The sequence below is a fragment of the Brevibacillus sp. BC25 genome (assembly GCF_000282075.1).
GTDB lineage: Bacteria > Bacillota > Bacilli > Brevibacillales > Brevibacillaceae > Brevibacillus.
Genome location: NZ_AKIX01000016.1, coordinates 81,494 through 104,339 on the forward strand (window position 1 = coordinate 81,494; position 22,846 = coordinate 104,339).

At 44.4% G+C, this 22,846-nt stretch carries 10 protein-coding genes; all 10 read right to left on the reverse strand.

Annotated elements, in window-relative coordinates; translation table 11 throughout:
* Positions 1 to 57 precede the first annotated feature (57 nt).
* Positions 58 to 2,988: a discoidin domain-containing protein gene (locus PMI05_RS03785; protein WP_007717395.1), complete on the reverse strand. Its 2,931-nt coding sequence runs from the start codon at positions 2,986 to 2,988 to the stop codon at positions 58 to 60.
* Positions 2,988 to 5,591, reverse strand: a complete 2,604-nt coding sequence (locus PMI05_RS03790) for a discoidin domain-containing protein (protein WP_007717397.1) — start codon at positions 5,589 to 5,591, stop codon at positions 2,988 to 2,990. Before PMI05_RS03790 ends, PMI05_RS03785 begins: the two co-directional genes overlap by 1 nt.
* 3 nt (positions 5,592 to 5,594) lie before the next feature.
* Positions 5,595 to 6,752, reverse strand: a complete 1,158-nt coding sequence (locus PMI05_RS29565; protein WP_007717399.1) for a discoidin domain-containing protein — start codon at positions 6,750 to 6,752, stop codon at positions 5,595 to 5,597.
* Between the two features lie 6 nt (positions 6,753 to 6,758).
* Positions 6,759 to 7,898: a hypothetical protein gene (locus PMI05_RS29570; RefSeq protein WP_007717408.1), complete on the reverse strand. Its 1,140-nt coding sequence runs from the start codon at positions 7,896 to 7,898 to the stop codon at positions 6,759 to 6,761.
* A 43-nt stretch (positions 7,899 to 7,941) separates the two neighbouring features.
* A complete protein-coding gene (locus PMI05_RS03805; protein ID WP_007717410.1) occupies positions 7,942 to 10,761 on the reverse strand; it encodes a discoidin domain-containing protein in 2,820 nt (939 codons plus the stop codon).
* A gap of 20 nt (positions 10,762 to 10,781) precedes the next feature.
* Positions 10,782 to 11,930, reverse strand: a complete 1,149-nt coding sequence (locus tag PMI05_RS03810; protein ID WP_007717411.1) for a hypothetical protein — start codon at positions 11,928 to 11,930, stop codon at positions 10,782 to 10,784.
* A 12-nt stretch (positions 11,931 to 11,942) separates the two neighbouring features.
* On the reverse strand, positions 11,943 to 16,580 hold the full coding sequence (locus PMI05_RS03815) for a hypothetical protein (RefSeq protein ID WP_007717412.1): 4,638 nt from the start codon (positions 16,578 to 16,580) through the stop codon (positions 11,943 to 11,945).
* A 12-nt stretch (positions 16,581 to 16,592) separates the two neighbouring features.
* On the reverse strand, positions 16,593 to 19,850 hold the full coding sequence (locus tag PMI05_RS03820; RefSeq protein ID WP_238543243.1) for a family 16 glycoside hydrolase: 3,258 nt from the start codon (positions 19,848 to 19,850) through the stop codon (positions 16,593 to 16,595).
* Between the two features lie 81 nt (positions 19,851 to 19,931).
* A complete protein-coding gene (locus PMI05_RS03825; protein ID WP_007717416.1) occupies positions 19,932 to 21,023 on the reverse strand; it encodes a hypothetical protein in 1,092 nt (363 codons plus the stop codon).
* Positions 21,024 to 21,037: 14 nt separating this feature from the next.
* Positions 21,038 to 22,846, reverse strand: a complete 1,809-nt coding sequence (locus PMI05_RS03830; RefSeq protein WP_007717417.1) for a hypothetical protein — start codon at positions 22,844 to 22,846, stop codon at positions 21,038 to 21,040.

Below are 22,846 nucleotides of genomic sequence, written 5' to 3' on the forward strand. Positions count from 1 at the left end.
AGGCAGTGAAGGGGAGCGTGACTTTTAGACCACACGGCTTATATGAATGAATCTGTCTTACTCATAGTAGTAACCCCACGCATTGAGCTCTGCATTCCCAGTAATGATTGCTTTTACGACGAGTTGTGTTCCAAACGGTTGGCTGGAAATATCCGTTAACGTTTGTGCAGAAACGTCTGTCCAAGTGTTTCCACCATCTCGAGATGCCTGGTATTTGATACTTCCACCATTAACCGTCTCATCTCCGACAATCACGATTTTATTTGGCGGTGTAGTGGTGTTCTCGGGTTTTGATTGTAGATGATTTTGGTCTACGGCCTTTTGTAATCGTAATTCCTGTATTTGGGTTACGCCAGACCCGTATTGGGAAGAGGTAGAGTAAAATCGATAGTATTGATAAGGTTTGATGTTCTCAGTAGGAATAGTAAATTCATTGCCTTCATACCGAGTCCAAACATAACCGGAAACAGAATGGAGCGTATCCCAAGTCGTATTATTATTGGAACCTTGCAATTGCCAGGTAGTAGGAGCGTACTTTGCGCCTCCAGATAAAAGATATCGATCGACACTCTGTCCGTGTTCACCCAGGAAGATTTTGATCCAATGATGTCCACCTGCAGTTGTGCTCCAGCCACTTGCTAAGTTGCGGTCAAACAAATGAAACACAGCTCCACCAGTAACACTGTCTGCACTCACAATAAAAGGGGCGGGGGCGTCGTTAGCAGTCATGGGCGGTACAATATCTACGATTCCAGTAGTGAATTTTTTTTGAGTATGGTCATAGACAGCTTGGCTATTCGGGATATCTATACCAGATAGATCTGTGAAAGTATCGACAACCATGTTTTTTAATCCATATTTTGTAGCGTTCATGTAAGTGATTAGTTGGAAATTTGTTTTTAGTAGATTGGTTTCAAGATCGATGACTCGTTGGGGGAGGTTGGGGTCTGCTAAGGAGGGGTTCAATAATAAGTTGGCGCTTGTTACAGTGAAATCTCGGATAGAGGGGGTGCTTGATTCGCTAGCAGGAGAATGGAGAATCGCACGGACTCGAAGATCGCTGTTGATTGGATTGGCAAATTCAATCTCCTGACCCAGCTCAGCAGATTGCCAAGACCCGCCACCATTGTTGCTTACTTCCCAGAGGATTTCTCCGCCATCGAGAATTTGATTGGCAGTAAGTGTAACACGAGAAATGGGGGTAACGGATGGTAAGGTGGATGAAGTATACGTTTGTGTGATTTCTCCTGCCGTTCCGCCTAGTGAAATACGATAGTTTCTAATTGTGGGGGAAATCCCGTAATTTGGTGACTGCATCTTTATTTTCATGATTAACTTGTCTGTTTTATTGGGAAGGGTGAGTTCCTCACCAAGTGATATGGGAAACCACGAAGCACCGTCAGGGGAAATCTGGAAAGTTACAGAGGTAGGAACAGTATCGTAACGTAACATTTTTATCAGGCTATAGTTGCTTGAAGAATACTCGGTCGTATTCATGACAATTGTCAATCGACCATTTCCGTCAATACAGCCAGACACTCGTGTTGTATTGGTCCCGCTTTGGATCAGTGTGTCTGGTTCCACAATAGATAAAGTAGCAAGATCAATAGAGATAAGACGGGTAGAACCAACTGTTTGTTGATGATAAAACACCCGCATAATTTTGTCTTGTAACACAAACCCAATCGGTAAAGAAGGCTCAATAGCCATGAATCCGGTCAAAGAAAAAGTGGTGGATGCTCCCGTTGACAAGTTTAGGCGGTGTACAACCGGAGCATTGTTATCAACGCATAAGATAGTCGTAAAACCTGTTGATTCATCGTGGGTTGCGTTTAACCATTTACTTGAGGCTTTACCGATCGAAGAGAAATGGGTTGGGTTTGTTCCATCATAATTTAATCGAAGAGCTCTTACCGTGTTATTGCTGTAACCTCGTATTATGAAACAAACATAGCCTTTTGTACGGTCTTCTACCATTACAACATTGTCAACTGCCGTAGAGGGGGTGAAAGCTTGTGTAGTAGTAGGGATGAAAAAGGTACCATCTGGATTAACGCATCCGTAATAGAGATTAGTTGAATACCCCCACGAGTACCAGATCCGGTTGTTTTTATCGACATGGAGTTTTAAAAATGGAGTGTAGGAGTTAATGGTGGTGGTTCCTTTTACAGAAATGGGAGTTAAAAAGGCTTGAAAATCAGGCTTAATTGAAATGATTAATCCAGGCATGTTTGTTAAGGCTGCTGCTATCCATACATTGTTGTTATGGTCTACTACTGCATTCGTAATGCTTGAGGCTACATAGTAACTAGTTCCACTGTACGAATGCAAATACCCTTCAAAGGCAACGGAATCATCTGGATTGGTTACAACCGCATAAATTCCTTCACGGTAAACAGAACTGATAACCCAAGTCCTGTTTGACCGATCAACTAAAATAGTGGGTTCTAGGTGAGATTCTTTTGCCCCCCTCTCCCCGGTTACTTTTTTGGTAGAGATAACGCCTAATGCGTTAGGAAGCGTATAGTCTGATTGAACTGTTAGCTTGTCAACTCCTACTACTGGAAGAGAAGAAGACACAACCACTCCTTCAAGGGTGTTGCTCAGTCTTACCAATCCGTTTTCAATGTCGAAGTTAACGCCGTAGGAATTGATTTGATCAACAGCGCTCAAATCGGTGAAATTCTCTGTTATGGAGGGGATTTTAGAGGTGCGTACACCGTTGGTTGAATACCATGCAGTTGTTTTCTCAATATCAACTTTTGGTGAAGCAAATGTTTCCGTATAGGTCCGAGATACGGAACTACGATATTTCTCTAGTTTGCCCACTCTATCTGCCAGAGTTGGATCGGTTCCAATAGCTGAGATCCCATCACCTGTACCGATAAATAATTCTTTTGTATCTGTAGTGAAAAGAGGTTCTCCAACCGCTGCGGCGGAAGGGAGATTTGTTTTTAGACCTCGTTTGAATTTGATTGGTAACGCCATTAAAAAGTACCTCCATCTACTTCAGTGATCGTGGAGCCACTGCTACCGCCAGAGCCTACGTTTATTTTGTAATCTCCATCTGAGAGTAAAAGGACTCGCAGATTGGTATTTCGGTTATACCCGTATTTGTAATCAACTCCGGGCATCGCCATGTCCCACGAATCTAGTAAGTCTACATCCATGGTAAGGGAGTCTAGACTTGTTTCATCAGCGGATGAAGACTGTTCGAAGTAGAACGCGCATCGCAAGTTTCTACTTTGGCCAATCTTCTCGTCCCAGTTTTGGATGCTATTGAAATCGTCTATTGTCATTGCTTTTGCTTTGAAATCAATGGGGTTAGTAACATCAACGGTTGTCCACGAGCCATCCTTTTGTTTTGATTCCCATGTTGTTCCACTGTCCGTAGTTATTGCTATCCTTAAGACGCCTTTCTCTGTACCTGATAAGGTTAAAGAGTTGATTTTTGATGTGCTGAGAAAGCTTATATCATTCTTCATCTTTACGATCCTTGGTACTGGGATGCCAGTAAGATGAGCTATTGTGGGCTCTCTTTTAGGTTTCGAAACAAGGATTTTGATGTTGGATTTGTCTATTAAATCTTTCAAGTATGGGGCGCATGTAGAGAGGTCGAGCATGCCTTTATTTATAAACATATCGTCTGTAGGGGGAGTAGTACCAACGGTTTCCCAGCCGGAAGAAGTGTACGTTTTCACGTCTGTGCCGTCTTGTACGAGGAATCTATTGTTTATTGACTCAATCAGCAGAGCAGGACGAAAGCCTCGACTTGGAGTTGTAAGCTCTGTTGAACCAGATGTCCAGTTTGTGAGTCCGTTATAACCTCGAATCACGCGGGCTTTTGAATTGGATTGATCAGTTGTACTGGTCCATGAACCGTGATTTACATTATTCCAGATCCGATCATCGGTAATGTACTTATCCCATTCGTTGTCTTTATCCGATGCATTTACTCCACCTGTCGGCAGTCGCAATGTTATTTCTCTATCAGAGGATGTGAACAATTGGGCAGTATAAAAGCCGACATAATAAAGTCCGTTCCACACGTAACGTTCTGATACTCTGATGCGATATTGTGTGTAAGCTTTATCATTTTTGAATGAGAAGGTTTTTTTAAGACCGTGCCAGCTTGATACTTCATTTCCATTATGCAAGATATCCCAAGCAGTTCCGTCGTTAGAAGCTTCGAAGACCCATTTTTTCGGACTGTATATGGCATATAGAAAATACGAAGTAATTCTTGTTGGCGTAGAATACTCGATCTTTAAAATCTCTTCTGTTGTTTCAGTACCAGCAGTACTTGTCCAGTACGTAGTCTCTGATCCATCAAAAGCCTTCCATGCATGATAACTTGCTTTGTCATACTCTGTTGAAGCAGAAACTTTACACACGGCAGAAGAATACCCAGACAATCCAGGAATGGTGTGCAGGCTTTTTATTGGCAGCCCGCTTCCGCTTGCAATCCCTGCTGTATTTAAGGCATCCCATGAAATGTTTTGGATATTGCGGTCAGCCATTAGCAACTTATCACCTTTGTGATTTGTACCGTACATGATAAAATATCCATCACCATTTGCACTTGTTGCAGGAGCATTGGGAAGAAGTCCTAGCATTTCTTTTCCGATAGATATGCTTCCAAACGCACCAGCAGGTGCCAAGTAGTTAAAACGAATACGTTTTCCTACAGTTAAATCTTTAACATCTATTACTTCATCGGGGTGGAGAGTTTTACCATAATCATCAATGTCAATGGCATCAATCTGTATGTTTTTCACGTTCATGTTATTTGGGTCAAAACCAATACTTCCTGCATAGGAAGGAACTGTAATCTCTACAGTATGCATTTTATTCTCTAACCCTATTTTTTCGTACTGTAAAGCTTGAAACTTTAAATCCCCATACTGACTGAATGTTTCAGTGACACCATCAATCGTTATTGGAACATTTGGGAATTTGTTCTGGTACAGGTTACCTATTATTCTGATTTTAGTACCAATAAAATTAAATTGTATCTTAAAATCTGCACTTGTTGCATAGTTGGAGGCCCCACCATAAAAGCCTACATTTGATTCTCGTACGAAAGTTCCAAAGTATTTTATAGATGGATCACTGTCATCATACCTTTTCCATCCTTGAGCTGGTGCTGTTAATTGAAAACCGATAGGAAATTCAATAGACCCTGTATCATCAATATCAATTGCATCAATTCCAAGATAATCTGTCCCAGAATTCAATTTCAGCTCAACACGGTGCTTTCCTTCAGGCAATCCCATTTTTTCAAATACGATGACTTGTGGAGTATTTGAAGTACTTCTTTCACTAAATGTATGTGCGACCCCATCAATCGTGATCTTCGCATCTGCTGTGAAGTTGTTCCAGCAAAAAGATATGATACGGATTTTTGTTCCTACAAAGTAAAACGTTGCCGTGTCTCCTGCTGTTGAAGTGTAGGTATCTGTAAATTCATAACTACCTGCGTATCCTGTTCTTTTCGCCCATGTTCCATTATATGAAATAGACGGATATGTGTTATCATATCGCTTCCATCCTGTCTCTGGTGCAGTTAATTGATCTCCAACTGTAGCCATACGTTACACCTCCTTATATTCAAACACTGGGCGGAATCCTTGATTTATACCCATTGATAGACCGATCCAAGTTGACATAGCCCAAGCAAACTCAGTAGTTAATCCATCAGTTGATTTCGCAAGCCCTCTATGGACTCTTCCTATATTGCTAGATGGACTTGGGTGACCACCTACAGGATGCGACATCCCATTAATAGGCGTATCTTGACACCATGTAACAACATTCAAACCAGTATTAAAAATATCTTTGTATGTCTTCCCGCTCTGAATCATATCTTGCGGAAAGTTTACAATATACTTATCCCATTCATTATTTACAGGCCAACAACCTAATCCCTTATCAGCGGTAGACATTGCACCATTTGCATCTGCATAAGCAACTCCACCTGTTAAGCTCCTCATAATACCTGCCACTTCATACATTCTGATGTCTCCTATGCGGACATAAGTATTAGAGCCTACTCTGTCTGTAACGTGGACTCTATATTTTTTGTAAGGAGTGTTGTTATCAATGATCATTTCAATTTTGTCTGTCCATGTATGATTCGATCTGCGATCTAGCACATCCCAGCTTATCCCATCATTGGTGCCTTCAAATGTCCAATCCCTTGGTCTTCCTCCGTCTCCAGATGAATAGGAAAGAATATCATATCTCTTTACTATTTTTGGTTCAGGGAATTCATAAGCGATCCATTCTGATGATGATGTTGTTGGAACACTTTTGGAATACCAGTAATTGGTTATGTCCCCGTTAAAAGCATTCCATGGGGGATTGCTTGTTACAACACTACTTGCACTAGCTATCCCACTTGGAGTTGTATCTCCTGTCATTACAGGAATGATATTCCCATTATCCCAAGGACGCCCTTGAATAAATCTCCCTGTATTTAATGCTTCCCAGGAAATGGAGTGATTTACAACTCGGTCGCCTATTAACAGTCCTTTATCTACTTTGACAAAATAAAATGTTCCACCATTTCCGCTGGTTGGTGCTGCTGTCATCCCTATCACTGGAATTTCGCCACGAGTTGCTGTGCCAAGTAAGCTAAGACTTCCAGTTGAGCCTGCTGTGTTTTGCCAATATTCACAAATGATATAATCACCAATCTGCATGTCTGAAACTTTTGTTCTTTTTTGTCCTGTAGTTGCGGGTATTGTCATTTTTTATCACTTCTCTCTATATTCAAATACAGGTCGGTATCCAATCGTCGTGCTGCTAATGCTACTACCCGAGAAATTAGAATAGTTCACTTCATTTCGTACAGAACCACTTGCATTAGCAGAACCTCTCCATATCCGATGTCCAGAAGCACCAGTTGTGACTCCGTCATGGTGCCTCGTTCCAGTGGCGGGTGTTTCTTGACACCATGTAGCTACACCTACATTCCAATGGAATACATCATCGAGTGTCTTTCCTGACTGAATTTTATCGATAGGGAAATTCACAATATATTTATCCCACTCATTATTGGCAGGCCATCCACCTTTATTATTATCAATAAGGGATAGATGCCCGTTTCCATCTGCATTGGCTACTCCACCAGTCAAGGATCGCATAATACCCCCAAACTCAAACATCTCCAATTCACCGATGCTGAGAAATGCGGAGCCATTATTAGAAAACACGTTGATACGATATTTACTATAAGGAGTGTTGTTTTCTATGAGAAAATGACGCTTTTGCGAACCAGACCAATTTGTTTGACCAGAAACATAATCTAGTTGATTCCACTTGGCTCCATCCCAACCTTCAAAAATCCATTCCTTCGGAGAAGAGGCTGGAGTATCTGTTGCGTCACCGCAAATAACCGTATATTTTCTCACAATGGTTGGCTTGGGGAATTCATAAGCCAACCAACCCGTAGACTCGCCATTGGTATACCATACATTTTTCCATGCCCCAACTAACTTACCGTCGAACGCCTGAAAAGCACCATTTTGATTACTGGATACACTGCTTGCACTAACGAAACCGCTAGGAGATGTATTACTTGTCATAACCGGGATGAGATTGGTGCTATTCCAAGTATTTCCCTCAATTGCTTTTTGAACGTTTAGACTATCCCATGAGACGGAATGTGAACGAACTCTGTCTGCAATTAGCAGGCCTTTATCTACTTTCACCATGTAAATAAAGGTATTAAAGAGGCTTTGTTTGGTTCCATTGATAGGAGTTTCTGTGTATCCTGCGGTACTTCCACCTAATTCGTGAAGACCTGTGGAAGTCACCTTCATCACAATGTAATCAGCGATTTCCATATCTAAAACATTCTCTCTGAGTTGGCCTATTGTTGCTGGCATTGGCATTCTTACTCACCTCAACTTTTTGAATTGAAAGCTGATTGTTTATTTAAGTCACTTCAATTTTCTCAATACTGGAGAATTGATTAACATCAAGAGTAAAAGAGTAGACACTATTACCAGATGGAAGCACGATATCTTCCGTCAATTCAATCGTAAAGTTGGTTTTAAGGCGTAAAGTACCATCTAACTCCATATAATTGTCATGCTCGTAGTTAGATGCTTCGTTTCTAGTAAAGGCTGCTATTTCGCGAGTGTCATTTAGTTCACCGGGGACAAATTTCAAAACCTCAATAGGGAGTAATTTATAATCAGAAGTGTAGGGAATAGTGATATTAATTTCTGAGGGAGAAGTAGGGGAGGCGATGACTCCATACTTTTCTACTTGAATCATTGGAACATCCTTGCCAGGTACGTTACCTCCAGAGCTACCCCCTACTGTATCGGTATAAGTGGGAAGAGTGTCCTCGTCATACCAAATGCAGCCAATGCTATGGAGTACTGCCTTATCACCAAGGGTAGCTCGAATGACAAGAGAAGTCCCTGGTAGGAAAGAGCTTATATCAACCAACTGATTTAAAGGAAGACTAGTTGTGAACGTTGTTCCTCCATCAAGTGACAAATCAACGTTGATACTGCCTTCATACTCTGCATCTAGTACAAGATGGGTTGGGGCTTTTTCCAACAGAATCGGTTTGGAAACCATGACAGGGTTTTTATCAGATGCTTGCAGGATTTGTACCTCAGTGACGGTCATATATGAACTTTTATTCCATACAGTTACTTTGACCTCATTAATAGGATAGTCCAGGTTGAGGGGGTAGTGCCAAGAACCGTCACCATGTACGCCTTTATCAGTTATCGTAGCGAGATTTATCCTTGGAGTAACAGCCTCCCATTTACTTGATGAAGGATTTTTGACGAAAATTTGGTGATCGCAATAGTTGTGATTCCCACCATAACTGCCGTTCATCCAAAGAATAATTTTGGATACTTCTACGGGTGTCACCCATTTCATGAATAAGTCAGCGCTTGTACCACTCTGAAGCCAGTAATCAGAATTTCCACCTGGAGATACGGTAGTATTATCATCTGCGATTTTTTCAACAGAATAGACTGGTGTAGTGCCATTTGCTTTAAATGGTCGATAGGAAGTAGTGTTATTGTTGTAATCCCCAACAGAAGAAGCAGTCTGCACACCAAGTGTCTGCCAGCTATAATTAGCGCCCGCGGATTTGATAAATTTTCCATTCCCAATTTGATATGATTCGGACTTAGAGGCATCAATTCCCGACGCATTTACAAAAGCGTCTGCATACAAATTATGCCTAACCGATGCTCCCTGATTCGCACCTTCCAAAGTGCGATAAGCATTACGCAAAATATTGGTGGCGGCCACGACGTCTACTAACGGTTTGGTGCTACTACGATCGTTGCCTCCTTCTTCTTTACCTGGCATCTCAATAAGCATGCTATCGTCATACCAAGTAAATCCTAAAGATTTTAAACTGCCAGTAGCTGGAATGTTAGCTCGTATTTGGAGGCTTGTACCTTTTAGTGAAGAGGTATCAAGTAGCGTGTTTAAATCGATGTTGTTTACCCAAGTTGTTCCATCAAGGGTCAGGTCGAAGGTGACCGTGTCAGTATACTCCGCAGTCGTAATAATCTTCTTTGGAGAGCGGCCAACATTAACTGCCTTAGTCACGAGAGTAACAGCGTCAATAATTTCATAGAATTTAATTTCGTGCCAACCGGTATAAATCACCGGGTATGCTCTGAGATGACTGCGAAGCTTGGCCATGCGGTAATAGCGGTATGCAGTAGTATTGGTGAAGCTGTGTTCTGTTTCTGAATCAGTGTTTACATGAGATCCTGCGTAAATATCTGTCCAATTCGTTTCATCGTGTGAACCTTGGAGAGTAAACGAGGCAAGACTGTACTGTCCACTGGAAATTCGAAGAGGCTTGATTGCGAGCTTGGTAATAATTTTAGGAATGGAAAAGTCAATTTGCCACCAATGACCTTCTGCCGGAGGAGTCACTCCATTTGAATAATAGTAATCAGTTAATACTCCGTTGATTCCCAACCATCCAGGATAATCAGACGTTTCACTAGAAGAGGATACATGATAAGGGGCAGGTTCAGTAGGACTGGACATGATGATGTTTGTATCGTGAAGCCCGGGTAAGACAGTACCATTTATAATCCCAAAAGAAGATGACTTTTCGGTATCAATTCCTGAGGAATCGCTAAATACATCTACATACATGTTGTTTTGACGATAGGCCGATCTGTTATGTGTTTCCGCATCACGAAAGGTATTCAGTAAAATATTGATTGGGGTCTGTAAATCAAAGGAGCTGCTTGAGGCTCCCCCATTATTTCCCCCGTCGCCTCCGGTACCAATCTTCCCCTGCATGTCATCTAACCGAGCTTTCAGACTGGGAAAGGTCCTCCCATCCCGATCCCGGCGTGCAGCGACCACCTCGGTGTTCGGGTTAGAGGAGACATCGCTTTGCAGCTTCAAAATGGCTTGGTCTTGCTGTGCGTTTTTTTGTTCGACTTGCGAAAGACGGAGATCTTGGGTCTGATTTTTCGCTTCTGCCGAACTGACCGTTGACGATAACGTATTCAGCCGCGTTTGAAAGGTAGAAACATCACTTTTCACAGCATCAAGCTGACGATCCTGTTCATCGTCTTTGTTTTTTAGCTCACGGAATTTTTCTTTTAAGCTCGGTTTTTCTTCTCTGGCATCATCTAGCTCCTGGAGGTAGGAGTCGATTTCGGCATGGGTACGTTTTCCCTTGTTGGCCAACTCATTATGATCGAGGACGACTTCGGTGCCTGTTCGGGTGATTCTGACCGACATACGTTCAGCTCCTTTTCGATTTATTTGGTATAAATGGCGGACAAGTTAAGCCCAAAATGGACATGTGTCGTTTTATCTATGAGGGATGGATCGGTTTCTCGGGAAATTCGCGTCCAGAAAACTTGTTCATTTCCAGCTGCAGTATCCGGCAGGATGAAGGAATCGCCCCACGTGCCGGGCGCACCGTTTTTGTCTGTAGCGACATCTACAAGCCGCTTATACTGATCCGTACCTGCATAGGAGGTGAGAACGCCTTGGATACCTGTAAAGGTTCCATGATGCATCGTATTTCGGGCGACCATTTTCACTTCTTTGTACTGGCCTTGGAGCATATGACCGAGAAACTCCTCTGTGTTGTCTTGCAGGTGGACTTCCTTTCCTTCGCCATCGATAAAAAAGAGGGTAGGAGAGGGGGAAAAGTCGTATTCATCCCCGCCCCACATTTCCATCTGGTCGCTGGAGCTAATGATAGTTTTTCCGTCTGCTTCCGCAAAACGGAGAGAGCCAGTGAAAGGAATAGGACGCTGGGTCATATCAAATTGAATGGATGTTTGGCTTGTCCGACACGTTTTGAAGTCGACAGCGGCTCCTGTGGAATCTAGCAGCTCCACGCGGGTGCCGGGGGAGAGGTTTGAAACTGTGAGAGTGGGGAGGGAGAAAACGCGGACGTGTTCCATGTCCAGATAGTCGTCTGTAGCGCTGCTGTTGAGAAACATACCGATTTTGGGAGCAAGGCGATTGAATTCCTCTGAGCCGATGATGTGCCAGATGGTTCCGTCCTCGGACCAATAAGCGGTGTAGGTATTGTAGTCGCGTATTAATCGAAGCCAGGGGAAGGTTTTCGCAGTACCTTGCGATGCATCGTAATATTCTTCGACGTGGAAAAAGTCATTGTGGTTTATGAAGACAGTCAATCCGCCTGTGCTTCCGGAAGCTTTCGGATTGTATGAATTTTTCATATCGAGGACGAATTGCTTTACGGGTGTCAGTGAATCTAAAAAGAGTTGAAGTGGCTCAGCTCCGCCTTTTAAACGGAGCGAGCCTGGTGCGTCTGATAGCGACCACCTTGAAGAGTCATTTGGTGTCATGTTCCACTTGGAATCGAGGGTAAGAGAATCGAAAGAATCTTCGAAGAGAAACCCCGATTTACGCCGAGAAACTACACTCATAGAAGTACCTCCTTACGTAAATAGCCATATTCGTTTGCCAATCACACATGCCTCAGGGCGTTGTTTCCAGATCGCCAGCAAGCATTTGATCAGTGCTTCGACGCATTTGTCTCCGCTGCCGGGATCGCAGTAGGGGGTGACCAGGACTTTGTCGCAGATCCAGTTGGTTAGTTTGATGTAGTCTACTTCGCAACCATCCCAGACCTGTCCACTGCTTTGTGCGATGAATTTCCACTTATACGTATGCTTGCCTGCTTCAACAGGGTAGTAGTGATCAAAGAAGCCGCCTTGTTGCGTGAAAGTGTCCATTAATACGTTGTCGATATAAAATTCGAGCTTGGAGTTGAAGGGTTCGGGAATCAGCTCCCATGTTTCTGTAGCTTGGAAATCCTTCATTCGGAATGTTGTTTTGTATTCTTTGCCAGTGACGGCGCTGGTTGTACCTTTTTGTTCGGTGATGAATTCAAAGCGATAGGAAGGGGAAGGCGTAGGTAGGAGAGAAGCGAGGCCAAAGGATTGCTTGCCTTCTTCCAGAAATGTTTGTGAATGAATCAAAGCTCCGTTTTGTCCATACACGTTCAAATGCATCTTGCTTCCGTTGCATCCACCCATCCAGATAGCCGTGTTCTCGGTAACCTTGAACCCAATGACGGTACAGGATGACTTTTCGAGAGGCTTCACGTCTTCCAATTGCACATGTGCGTCCGATAGGGAAACCATGTCGTCGCATTTCGTTAAGAATCGATAATTCACTCTGTACCTTTTTGCTTCTGGGGTATTGTTGTTTAATGCAACCTCGATTAATTGCTCGTCATCACCATCGTATTCATCCTCGGAGATCAAATCGTCGGAATCCTCGTCATAGACTCTGACACGCAATCTCGTGTCTTTGCATAAACGAACAGGATCAGGGCTTTCCCATACTTCGATGGCATCTAACCAGCACCATGAGTCGGGAGGGATTACCCATTCTGTAGCAGGTTGGGTCGGGGGAGTTCCCGTATAAGGGGTTTCTTTTTTGGGGTAGTAATGTCCGTTGGAGTCGTGACAATAATCTTCCCATGTTTCTTTGAATTTTCCTTCAGACAATCGAAATGATCCGCCATTACCGTGTAATCCACCTTTAGTTCCAGGGCCTTTTACAAGTGTATATCGGATTTGATAGGTTTTACCTGGTGGAATGATCACTTGTATAGGATGCTCCCTCTCTGCCTTATTGTAGGAGCTTACACCGTTAAAGTAGGCAGGGTATGGTTTACCTATTGATTTTCCTGTGGATTTATCGATTACTTCCATTTTTACTTCTGTCGTGTCATAAATATCCTTTCCCTCGTTATCCCGTTTTGTGGTGGTTATTACTAAGTTATTGATGGCGGCAAACTGAAGATTACTATCCACCTGATCATTATCAGAGTATTCATCCTTAAAGATAAGTCGTAAATACCATTTTTTTACGTCCATTTCATTTCCGGAATTTGCCTTTTTGGTGACGAATAAAGATTTTGACCAATCAATATTTGCATAACTAAGAGAGCTACCTTCATTTTTGACAGAGTCAAATATTACCTCACCGCCACCTTCTGATTTAGCGGATAATATCATCCTAAAGGATGCTCGAGTGCCTGTATATTCTTTACCTAGCTTTGATTTATTTTTTTTATTCAGGTCTCTTACTAAAGAAGCGAAATTAAAACGCAAAGTTATAATACCGCCACCAGAAAAACTGATGACGTGTTCAACCGTGTTCCCTGGAACGATTGAATCTGTAAATAAAACGGGATATCCGTTTATTATTTTCAGATTTGAATCTAGTTTCAATCCGCTATAATCTAGATAAGTTTTTGAAGGGGTGTTATTCGGTATGCCTGTTCCCCCAAAAACTTTAAGCTTCTCGGAATAGGTATAAGAGGCAAAACTAGGAGCAGTCACTTCCCGAGTGACAATTCCGCCATTTTTTGATTGCTCATGTCCCTTATAAAACATTCTTCCTGTGATACTACTAGGTAATCCACTATCGTAAAGGGAATAATCTATGTCATGATTCTTAATCCCAGCCTTGTAACATTTCTGGCCTCCTTCTTCCGGGGTAAGTTCTTCGGAGCCGTCAATGCCTCCTGAACCACTACCTCCAGACCCCGAACCAGATCCTACCTCTACCTCGACTTCTTCTAAATCCTCGTAAACCCATTTCAAAGAATGCTTTCCAGCAGGGAGTGCAACTTCCCGATAAAGACCTACGGCTGATTCATGATTTTCGTTTCCTTCCCAAATCAGTTTGCCGTTATCATATAACTTCAACGATTCATAACGGCTGTACTTTCCTCCATATTCAAAGCGGACAAAGCCAGGATTTTTCAATTCAATATCACGTAAATAAACGCGGTTTGTGGTTCCATCCTGATCCTTGACCATCAGAACACCATCATCAATATCTCCAGTATTTGATTCAGGATGATAGAGCTGGTAAATGTCTACCCATTTCCAGTTATCCCTGACATCTATGTCTCTACTCCAACGTTCGTCACCTGAATTGAAGTCCTCTGAAAAGACACGAACGTATTTGGAACGATCCGGGTCAAAGTCTGTTAAATCAATGGCGGGCTCCAGTAAAACCTTCTCTGTAAAATTCAGTGAAGCACCAGGGTTTAGTTTCACTTGATAATCTATCTCTGCTCGATTCTCAGCAGTCGTTGCCATCTTTTTGCTCCGGTTGTAGTCCCAATCATTGGAGCGATCTACGGAAATAAAGCTTCCGAAGCGGCCGCGAATTTTTTCTGAATCATCATCGTAATCAAAGTCTGTGTCCTTTTCAGCTCGAAAAGGCTCTTCTGTATAGCTGTCTGTCACTCGAAAGGTAATCGTATGGGTGCCTTTGGTAAGATTGATTTTTGCCGATTGAATCTCTGTGGTAGAGGCTGACACAAGCACCTGCTCCCCGTCTACCAGAACCTCTAGTATTTCAGAAGGGCGAAAATCACAAGCATAATCAAATTCAAACCAGCCATCGTCAAAAAGAGTAACGGTAGTTGATGCATCTCCAATACCTTGACGGATGGGGTCTTCCATTACCAATGCTTGCATATTGAAATCGGGATGAGACCATCTTTTCCAAACGTTTACGCCGGAAAATGTGAAGTATGTTGTGTCTGCGTCTAAATCAGAGATCACTTGCGGATTGTAATGATCGATCGACAGAGGAGGGCAGATTATTTCAACTTCGCCCTTTACGTCGACCGTAGTCTCATCTCCTACGTGAACAGAGTAAGTAATGTTGGCATCACCAGATTTGGTTTCAGAATAGTGCTCGTAGGGATCAAGTGACCATGGAGGGCCATGATGAGAAGAGGCGTGACTTCCGTGCAGGCCGCTACCATGCATAACGTTTTGCTGAAAAGTGTCATCAAAAAAGGTGTTAACATCGAATTGATAGGGTGGAGTTACTCTCCCCATTTTATGACTCCAAGAAAAAACACCGTCACATTCGTTGTCTAGTGAGATGGAGACTTCTCTCCCATTAATATCCTCGGTCACTTCACCGTTATAGTAAGTCGTCATGATGCTTTTGCTTGATCTTGTAAGCCATTGCCATTTGGGATCAGCAAAAGCCTTGTTCCCCAACGTATCCACATCCGGCGGCGTCTGCTCATCCAAGCTCTGCACCACTTCAACGCACTCCACATCTTTAACATAAACGGCATTCTGCCCAAACCGCCGATCACTCATCCGACGCACAAACCAATCAAACTTATACGTCTGCCCCGGCTTGACGTTAAACTTCGCTTCCTGCCAGCTGTTGCTTTGATTCCATTCCCCGCCAACCTGATTGTTGTTGATAAAAAACAGCAACCCATCGCCAGGAGCGCTACTAGCCATGTATTTAAAACGAATGAAGCCTTGTTTTTTAAAGCGCCACTGGAAAGTCACTTTACTGGAGTTGCCATGCTTGAGAGTGGTTACATCCAGCTTCATGATATTTTCGTTCCCTGCCATCTCATTGGTGCCGACGGAGTGAACCATCTTCCATTCCTGATCCTCGGTGGAGGAGACATAGCGGAACAAGCCGTGAAACTTATCCGATAGCGGGAGAGTCCGCATATCAAATGTAGGAACTTCTTTATCGATGGCATCGTAATGATTGAGATAGTAGCCGCTGAAATGATGATAATAAGAAGCTGGGCAAACTGGCAGCGAAACATTTTGATGGGTTCCATCCGGCTGCTCAGCGTTTTTTAGGATTTTGTAAATGCAATCGCGTACCATGAGCAAGGCTCGCTGGTAGTCGTTTTTTTGCGGATCGATTTGCTGGTTGACCCACCATTCCAGGCGACGATACATGTTCCAAAGCGCTTCGCGGCAGCGAACCTTGGCGTACCAATTTTTGTCCCGGACGAATTGCTCAATCATCTGATCGATCATGCTTTCGAGAGAGTCGAGATTGACCGTCTGCCAACGACCAATCTGACCTTTGCCGGGATCGCCTAGCAGCGGATTCTGATACCCAGCGTAACGATCCTCTGCACGAGGACGATTGGGGCTGTCCGGATTGTCCGGATGATTCGGGTGGAATGCGCCCTCTACCAATGAGGAGCGCATTTTTCCGAATGTGACGTTGCCCACTGATTTAGAAAAAATGCCAAACGTATGACCCAAAAATAATCACCTCTAATCCGTAAAATCGTATTGCAGGTTATGATCTACCCAGACGCGGATGCGGTTGCCCGTTACCCAAACACGAAGCGTGTACCATTTCTCTTTTTCCCAGGAAAACGGGTTCATTGGGGTAGAGTACATGGTTGATCTGCCATTCTCTACTTTGAAAAGCTGCATGGGGCGCGGCATACCGCTGGCGCTTCCATCACTGACGACGAACATCCAGTAGTTCTGGTCGTTGTGATATTTGAACACGATACCAGCACTGTCTCCATCTGCGGGCTCATCGACTTTGAAATCGACCTCAAACTGATAGTCTGAATAGGTAAAGTCGTTTCGAATGTAGCCACTCATGCCACTAGAGCCTTTTGGATGGGTAAAAGTGCCTTGGTCGCGATTATGCTCCCATGTGCCAGAACCAAAACGAGTCCAGTTGTCTTGTCCCATTGCGAGTGCGTTCCTATCTGTCGTCCACGGATAGTACGCATTGAATGGATCGTGGGGATCGTATGCTTCCGGAACAGAAAAACCACCAGACCAATGCTCGGGATCATGTTCAGCTTCGAGTACATCGTTGGAGTAGTCGTAGACCAAACCTTGCCCTATTTCTTCTATACGATCTGCCCAAGCTTTCTTGTAGTCACGAACAGAAAGTAATGGTTGCTCGATATGCCCTTTTCTGTGATCCAATTGGCCAGCCAAATATTCCAGGATGACGGCATCTGCGAGTTCTTTTTTACCCATGATTTGAGTGAGCAGCGAGGTCGCTCGCTCTTGGTTGTTAGCTATCCAATCCGCGTTCATAACAGCTTGATCCGGTTGCCTGTAGCTGAGGATGGATTCGATCAAATGAGCTGCTGCCTCCGGCTGATAGGCAATCAGTTGCTCATGCAATACCGTTTGTTCCAACGCGAGCTTGGCATATTTTCGCCACTCATCGTCTTGCAGTTCTCCATCACGCGCGCTTTTTTCTGCCACATCGTATAAATCGACGAGGTAACTGGCTCGCTCATGCGGGGAGGTAGCGAAGAGATAGCCACTGCACAATTCCGTGATTCTGCTGCGCAGCAGTGCGGTGACCGACAACTCGTCAAGATCGCTGGCGTGAGCGGATTTACGGGCTGTATGCTCGTCAAACAAAAAGGACGGATCGGGTTCCATGTAACCAAAAGGATGCTCGATTTGCAGCTCGACTGGACGGAATACATCTTCACCAACGAGTGCTTCTGCAATGGTTGCAGGGGCTGCCTCCATTTGGCTAGTGATATCCACCTCTTCAACCGTGGAAGAGAGCAATACTTCCCGTTTTCCTGCTACCCCGTCCTCCTCCAGATGCGAGAGAATCTCATTCTGGCGGGTAGCCTCCCATGTCTCAAAGGAAAGAAGGCCGGCTCTGTCTTGCAACGCTTTACTGAAAATGACCTCAGATTCGATCAATGCCTGAACCCGCGTCCGCACACCCTCCAAAAATTCCTCATCTACATAAGCCTCGAAAGTCTTGTTGGTCAGTGCCCATTCCATTAGTGCTTCCAAAATACTCTGACCGTCTGTAAGGCGCGAGGCAAAAATCATGTCGTCCATCAAGTGGGAAGGAAATTCTTTGGAAGCAAGGATGTCTTCCAAAAGATGAGCGGGCAGTAACCGTAAGATGGTCGCGAAGATCATATCTTCAGCCAGGAGACTTGGGCGTACATTTTCCAGATTGGCGAAAATGTCATCCTCATCCTGATAAAAGGATGGCTTAGGTGCTTTGCCCCCACTAAGCTCGATGGGGCGTTCCTTTTCCCAAAGATGAGCAGCACGCATGAGCTGGCGATCTGCGCGAAGGTCATCCGTCATAATGGAAGCGGGGCGAGAAAGGTGTTTCTTTCCGAGTTCAAAATGTTGGGGAACCCACAGCAGATTGACTTTTTCACGCCGAGAATCAGAGAGGGGATTTGGGATAAACAGATGGTGGCTGTTTTGTCGAGAGGCTTGTTCGAGATAGGTCAAGAGCGAAGCATCTGTTTGAATCGTTCGGGTTCCCGTAATCTGTGACATGAAAATAGCGAGGTCTGAAACCACATCCCGATTCCCGATTGCATATTCCGTCATGAGTGTGCCTAGTGATTGATAGGATCGAGCAGCATGGAGTCGAGAGCGATTGATGAACAAGTCATTTTGGTACGGACGGAAGGCTGTTGGTGAAAAGGAATCGAGGGAGAGAAAACGCGTGACATCTCGATAGCCCCAGTCGCGCTTCTGTAAAAGGGAACCATCTTGACGCATTGTACGAAAACCCGTAGAAGCCCGATGAATGGCTAAGTCTTGCGTAGTGATCCTGCTTGCACGGTAAAGGAAGTGCAGCAAGGCGTCATACTGACGGGCCTTGAGATAAGCCCAGTCCATGTCGCGAAGCACCTTCGTCGGCTTTGTTTTAATCCGGTGGAAGGCTTGCACGAAGTGTCGGGTCATCTGGAAGGCAAAATGACGCTCGCCAATGGAACGGGACCAATCCGTAAACATGGCATGTCTGTTATCGCGGCTGGAAAGAAGTAGGCTGTTCTCAATAGATAGGTTGTGAGTGATTGATCTGGTTGCGTATTTTCTTTCCATCTGCACAAAGAGAGAAGCCCAAAACTTTCGCTCAGCCAAGCTTCTTTCGGTGTTGACGAATAAATCGAAGGTAGATAAACGCTCTCCTGTGAACCATTCGTTCATCTTTTTTCCGGCGAATCGCTTAGTTCGTGTTGCTCCAGGTTGTTCTTTCCCAATGGTAGCTTCGGCAGAAATAGAACGGCTTGCCGATGCTGGTGGCAAATCGATATGCAGCTCATCTTTATGCACACGCACGGACATTTGGGCAGGGTTGAGCTTTGCCATCCCTGCTGTTTTAATCCGATCCGATAAATGAACGCGACGAATAACTTGTAATGGCTGCTTGATGATTCGGTCAGCATCCAAGGCATCGTCCTGAAGCAAGCTCTCTTTAAGCGGCGAGCGATCAGATACCACGACCAGCTCCATGGGATTTGCCATGCTAGTATCATTCCGGATCATATCCTGTAAGGAATCTTGAAAGTCAGCAGCAAATGATTTCCGATTCGCGAGCAAATAATCCAGCATGAGCATACTGGCACTTTGGCCGTAGGGAATATAGACGAAGGAATACTTACGGGAGGGCGAAGTCGTGAAAGTTACTTTCCCTATATAGTTGCGAATAGAAGCGTGGTTGTCTGCAAGTCTGAATTGATAGGCTGCTAGAGAAGAAATCCCGGTCAAATAGTTCACCTCCCAAAAAGAAGGGGGAAGACCAGATATGTGTTCTAGTTTCCCCCTTTTGCTAGCTATACGGTTTTAGAGGGACTTCTTTTAGTAGCGAACTTCCTTCAGGAACGCGACTCCCATTTTTACGTTGGCGGAGTAGTTCATGAAATTTTGCTCGGTATTGTGATCGAAATAGCGGTATACTTCCTGCTTGTGTTTCTTAGTCGTGTCGCCTGGGTCGACATCAATGATCAATTCATCCAAGTGGAGAATGTTGTTTTTCGAAACAGCAATGCATGCATCTAAGCTACCGCGGTATCCATCATATCCGTGCACGACATAAATCGGGCTCAAATGGTAACGGCGTGTCCAAGCAGATGCGTTAAAGCCTTGTGGCTCCAAAAGAAGTCCGGTGTCACCGAGCTTGCTATCGGAATATGCTTTGCCAGGCTGTGGTGCTTGGGTGATGAAGGCAGGGTAGTGCTTTTGGAAGCGAATGCCCGATTTTGTCGCCAGCATTTGCAAGGTGTTGTTACCAAAAGAGGTGTATTGACCATAATCGTGTGGGGCGATTGGAGCAACAGGCTCAGCAGCGACAGCTCCAGCCGTCAGCATGATGTTTCCGACCACATCATCCATGTTGTACTTGAACGGCTTAAGTGCGCCGACATAGAGGAAGCTCTTGCGATAATCTTCAAAGTGAACAGCCGGATCACCAACAGCTACGAGGGAAAGACGATTGTTCATCACGTTCATGTACAGGTAGACAGGTTTATCAATCGTACGATCTGTCGGTCGTTTGTCACTCGTGACGAATTTCTCGTCAGCCCATTCGAAATTGACTGGATGTCCTTCTGTTGCGAAGGTTTTGGCTGTCTGGTTGTATCCTTCCAATACTTGAACCGTCAAGGAGCTATGTTCCTTCGGGTTGGTGAAGCCTGGATTGACGAATTTCACATAAAACTCTTTGGTCGCGTCGTTAATTTTGGAGCTGCCCTTTAAGACCAACTCGGAGGTTTTACCAGAAGCGGAATCTTTTTTTGTGAGATCGGTCATGACCGTCCAGGTAGATTTCTCCTGCGTCTCTCCAGCAGTTGCGTTATGGGGATAGTTGGTGATTTGTTCGATTTCAGATTTAATGGTATCCAGGAGCTCTTTAGAAGTGGTGATTTTTTCAATGTATTTAAAATTAGCCATGTAAAATTCCTCCTTTAATATACTTCTTTTAAGATAGCGATGGTGCAATCAGTAGGGTTGGGGGAGTACTTGAAGAAGTTGACAGGGGTATTGATTCGGAAGAACTTGTAAACTTCTGTCCAAGTTCCGGCAGCAGGGTCCTTCGGATCTTTTGGTTCCTCTGTATCTACTACGAGCTCGTCCTTGTTGATCAGATTATGGTCCTCAATTGCTACGACACTGTCGAGGTAGCCACGATAACCTTCGAACTGGTGTACCAGATAGATCGGAGATGCATGATATTTTTTCGTCCATTTCGAGCTTTGGAAGCCGTTTGCTTCGAGAACCATTTTGGACAGCTCGGGAGGGATTGTGCCCACTCCATCGTATTTAGGGAGCTGGGTAATGAAGGCAGGGTAGTACGCTTGGAAGTAGACGGAGCTTCGGGTTTGCAGCATGGAGAAGGAATACATGCCGTTGGAGGTATAGCGTCCCCAGCCTGAATAGTTAGGATTGGAGTCTTGTTTGATGTCGGCAGGAAGGAATCCTGATTTTTCCTTTGTCAAATCACCCATGCCGACTGTAATTCCAAAATTGCCTTTGTGGTCATAGTCAGCAAAAGGAATGGTCTTTCCGATATAAGCAAAGCTGCTGTAGTAGGCATCCATATCAGGCGAAGGGTCGCCCTCAATTACGATTGCTACACGATCATTGCTGACGGAGAGGTTGTATTCGACCCAGTAGTCTGGGCGACGCTTCTTGTTTGGTACCCAAGAGACGACAGAGTCGGCGCCGAAGAAAAAGTGGGAGGAAGGGCTTTTGATTTCGACCTTGTCATCGTAATCGAGTGCCCATGCTTCGTGAGGTGGAGTGTATTTGTCGGTATCATCAGGATTGTTCCATTTGTTGTATTGAAGCTCGGCTTGTTTTTGGTCAAGGACGACTGGGACTTTGCCGGGGATGACAGTGCTCCTGTCGCAGGCTAACAGGTAGGTATCAGCGGAGTTTCCAACCGGATTTTTGCCTGTGAAGCCTTTGCCGTACGACACATCCAAGAAGTTGTATTGCTGAATGGGATGCTTCAGCATGACAAAATAATCGTTAGGCGTTTGGCCCGAAGGTACGTCAGGAACGGCTTTTAGGACGACAGTGCGGTCGTAGTGATGGACGGGGTTGGCAATGTATTTGACCATTCCGAATTTGTATAGTGGGGCACTAACGTAGGTGGTGTAACCTCCCGAATAATAGGTAGTCCATTTCGCTTTTGAAAGTAGGTCGTTCCAATCGGAAGGCATTTGTGTCATGATCTTGTACTCGTTCCATTCGACACCGGGTGTAAAAGTAATCCCATCAAGCTCGAATTTACCTTGAAGCAGTACATAGGATTTCTTACCGACGGTGTTTGAAGGATCAGCATCATCGATATTAACCACCAGTAGCCCTGGCACAGAAAGGGTAATGTCGTTACCTTCAGTATCTTTGTAGGCAAATTCTTTTACCTGAATTTTTTTACCTGATTTCGTATTGCTAGTACCGAGAGTTTCATGGACATAACCATCTTCATCAACCAGCGGAATATCAGAGTACGAGGATCTCAACTCTCTTAAATCCGGCAACACATAAACCGGATAACTCTTCCCATCCGTATGCTTGTACGTCCCTTGTGTATCCGCAACAGTCGTCTTCTTAAACGTAACCCACTTATCTTCATTGACTTCAAACACCTTTTCCCATCGGTTCTTCGTATCCGGGATTTTGGCGTTGACGATTTCATCAGCCAGCTTGTTGATGAGCAAATCGGCTGTGACCTCGCCCTCGATCCAAGCTACTTGTTTACTAGGCAT

Bases quoted from the DNA above. Each gene is read 5' to 3' on its own strand.
- PMI05_RS03785 (WP_007717395.1), bottom strand. From the start codon at position 2,988: ATGGCGTTACCAATCAAATTCAAACGAGGTCTAAAAACAAATCTCCCT.
- PMI05_RS03790 (WP_007717397.1), bottom strand. From the start codon at position 5,591: ATGGCTACAGTTGGAGATCAATTAACTGCACCAGAGACAGGATGGAAG.
- PMI05_RS29565 (WP_007717399.1), bottom strand. From the start codon at position 6,752: ATGACAATACCCGCAACTACAGGACAAAAAAGAACAAAAGTTTCAGAC.
- PMI05_RS29570 (WP_007717408.1), bottom strand. From the start codon at position 7,898: ATGCCAATGCCAGCAACAATAGGCCAACTCAGAGAGAATGTTTTAGAT.
- PMI05_RS03805 (WP_007717410.1), bottom strand. From the start codon at position 10,761: ATGTCGGTCAGAATCACCCGAACAGGCACCGAAGTCGTCCTCGATCAT.
- PMI05_RS03810 (WP_007717411.1), bottom strand. From the start codon at position 11,930: ATGAGTGTAGTTTCTCGGCGTAAATCGGGGTTTCTCTTCGAAGATTCT.
- PMI05_RS03825 (WP_007717416.1), bottom strand. From the start codon at position 21,023: ATGGCTAATTTTAAATACATTGAAAAAATCACCACTTCTAAAGAGCTC.
- PMI05_RS03830 (WP_007717417.1), bottom strand. From the start codon at position 22,846: ATGCCTAGTAAACAAGTAGCTTGGATCGAGGGCGAGGTCACAGCCGAT.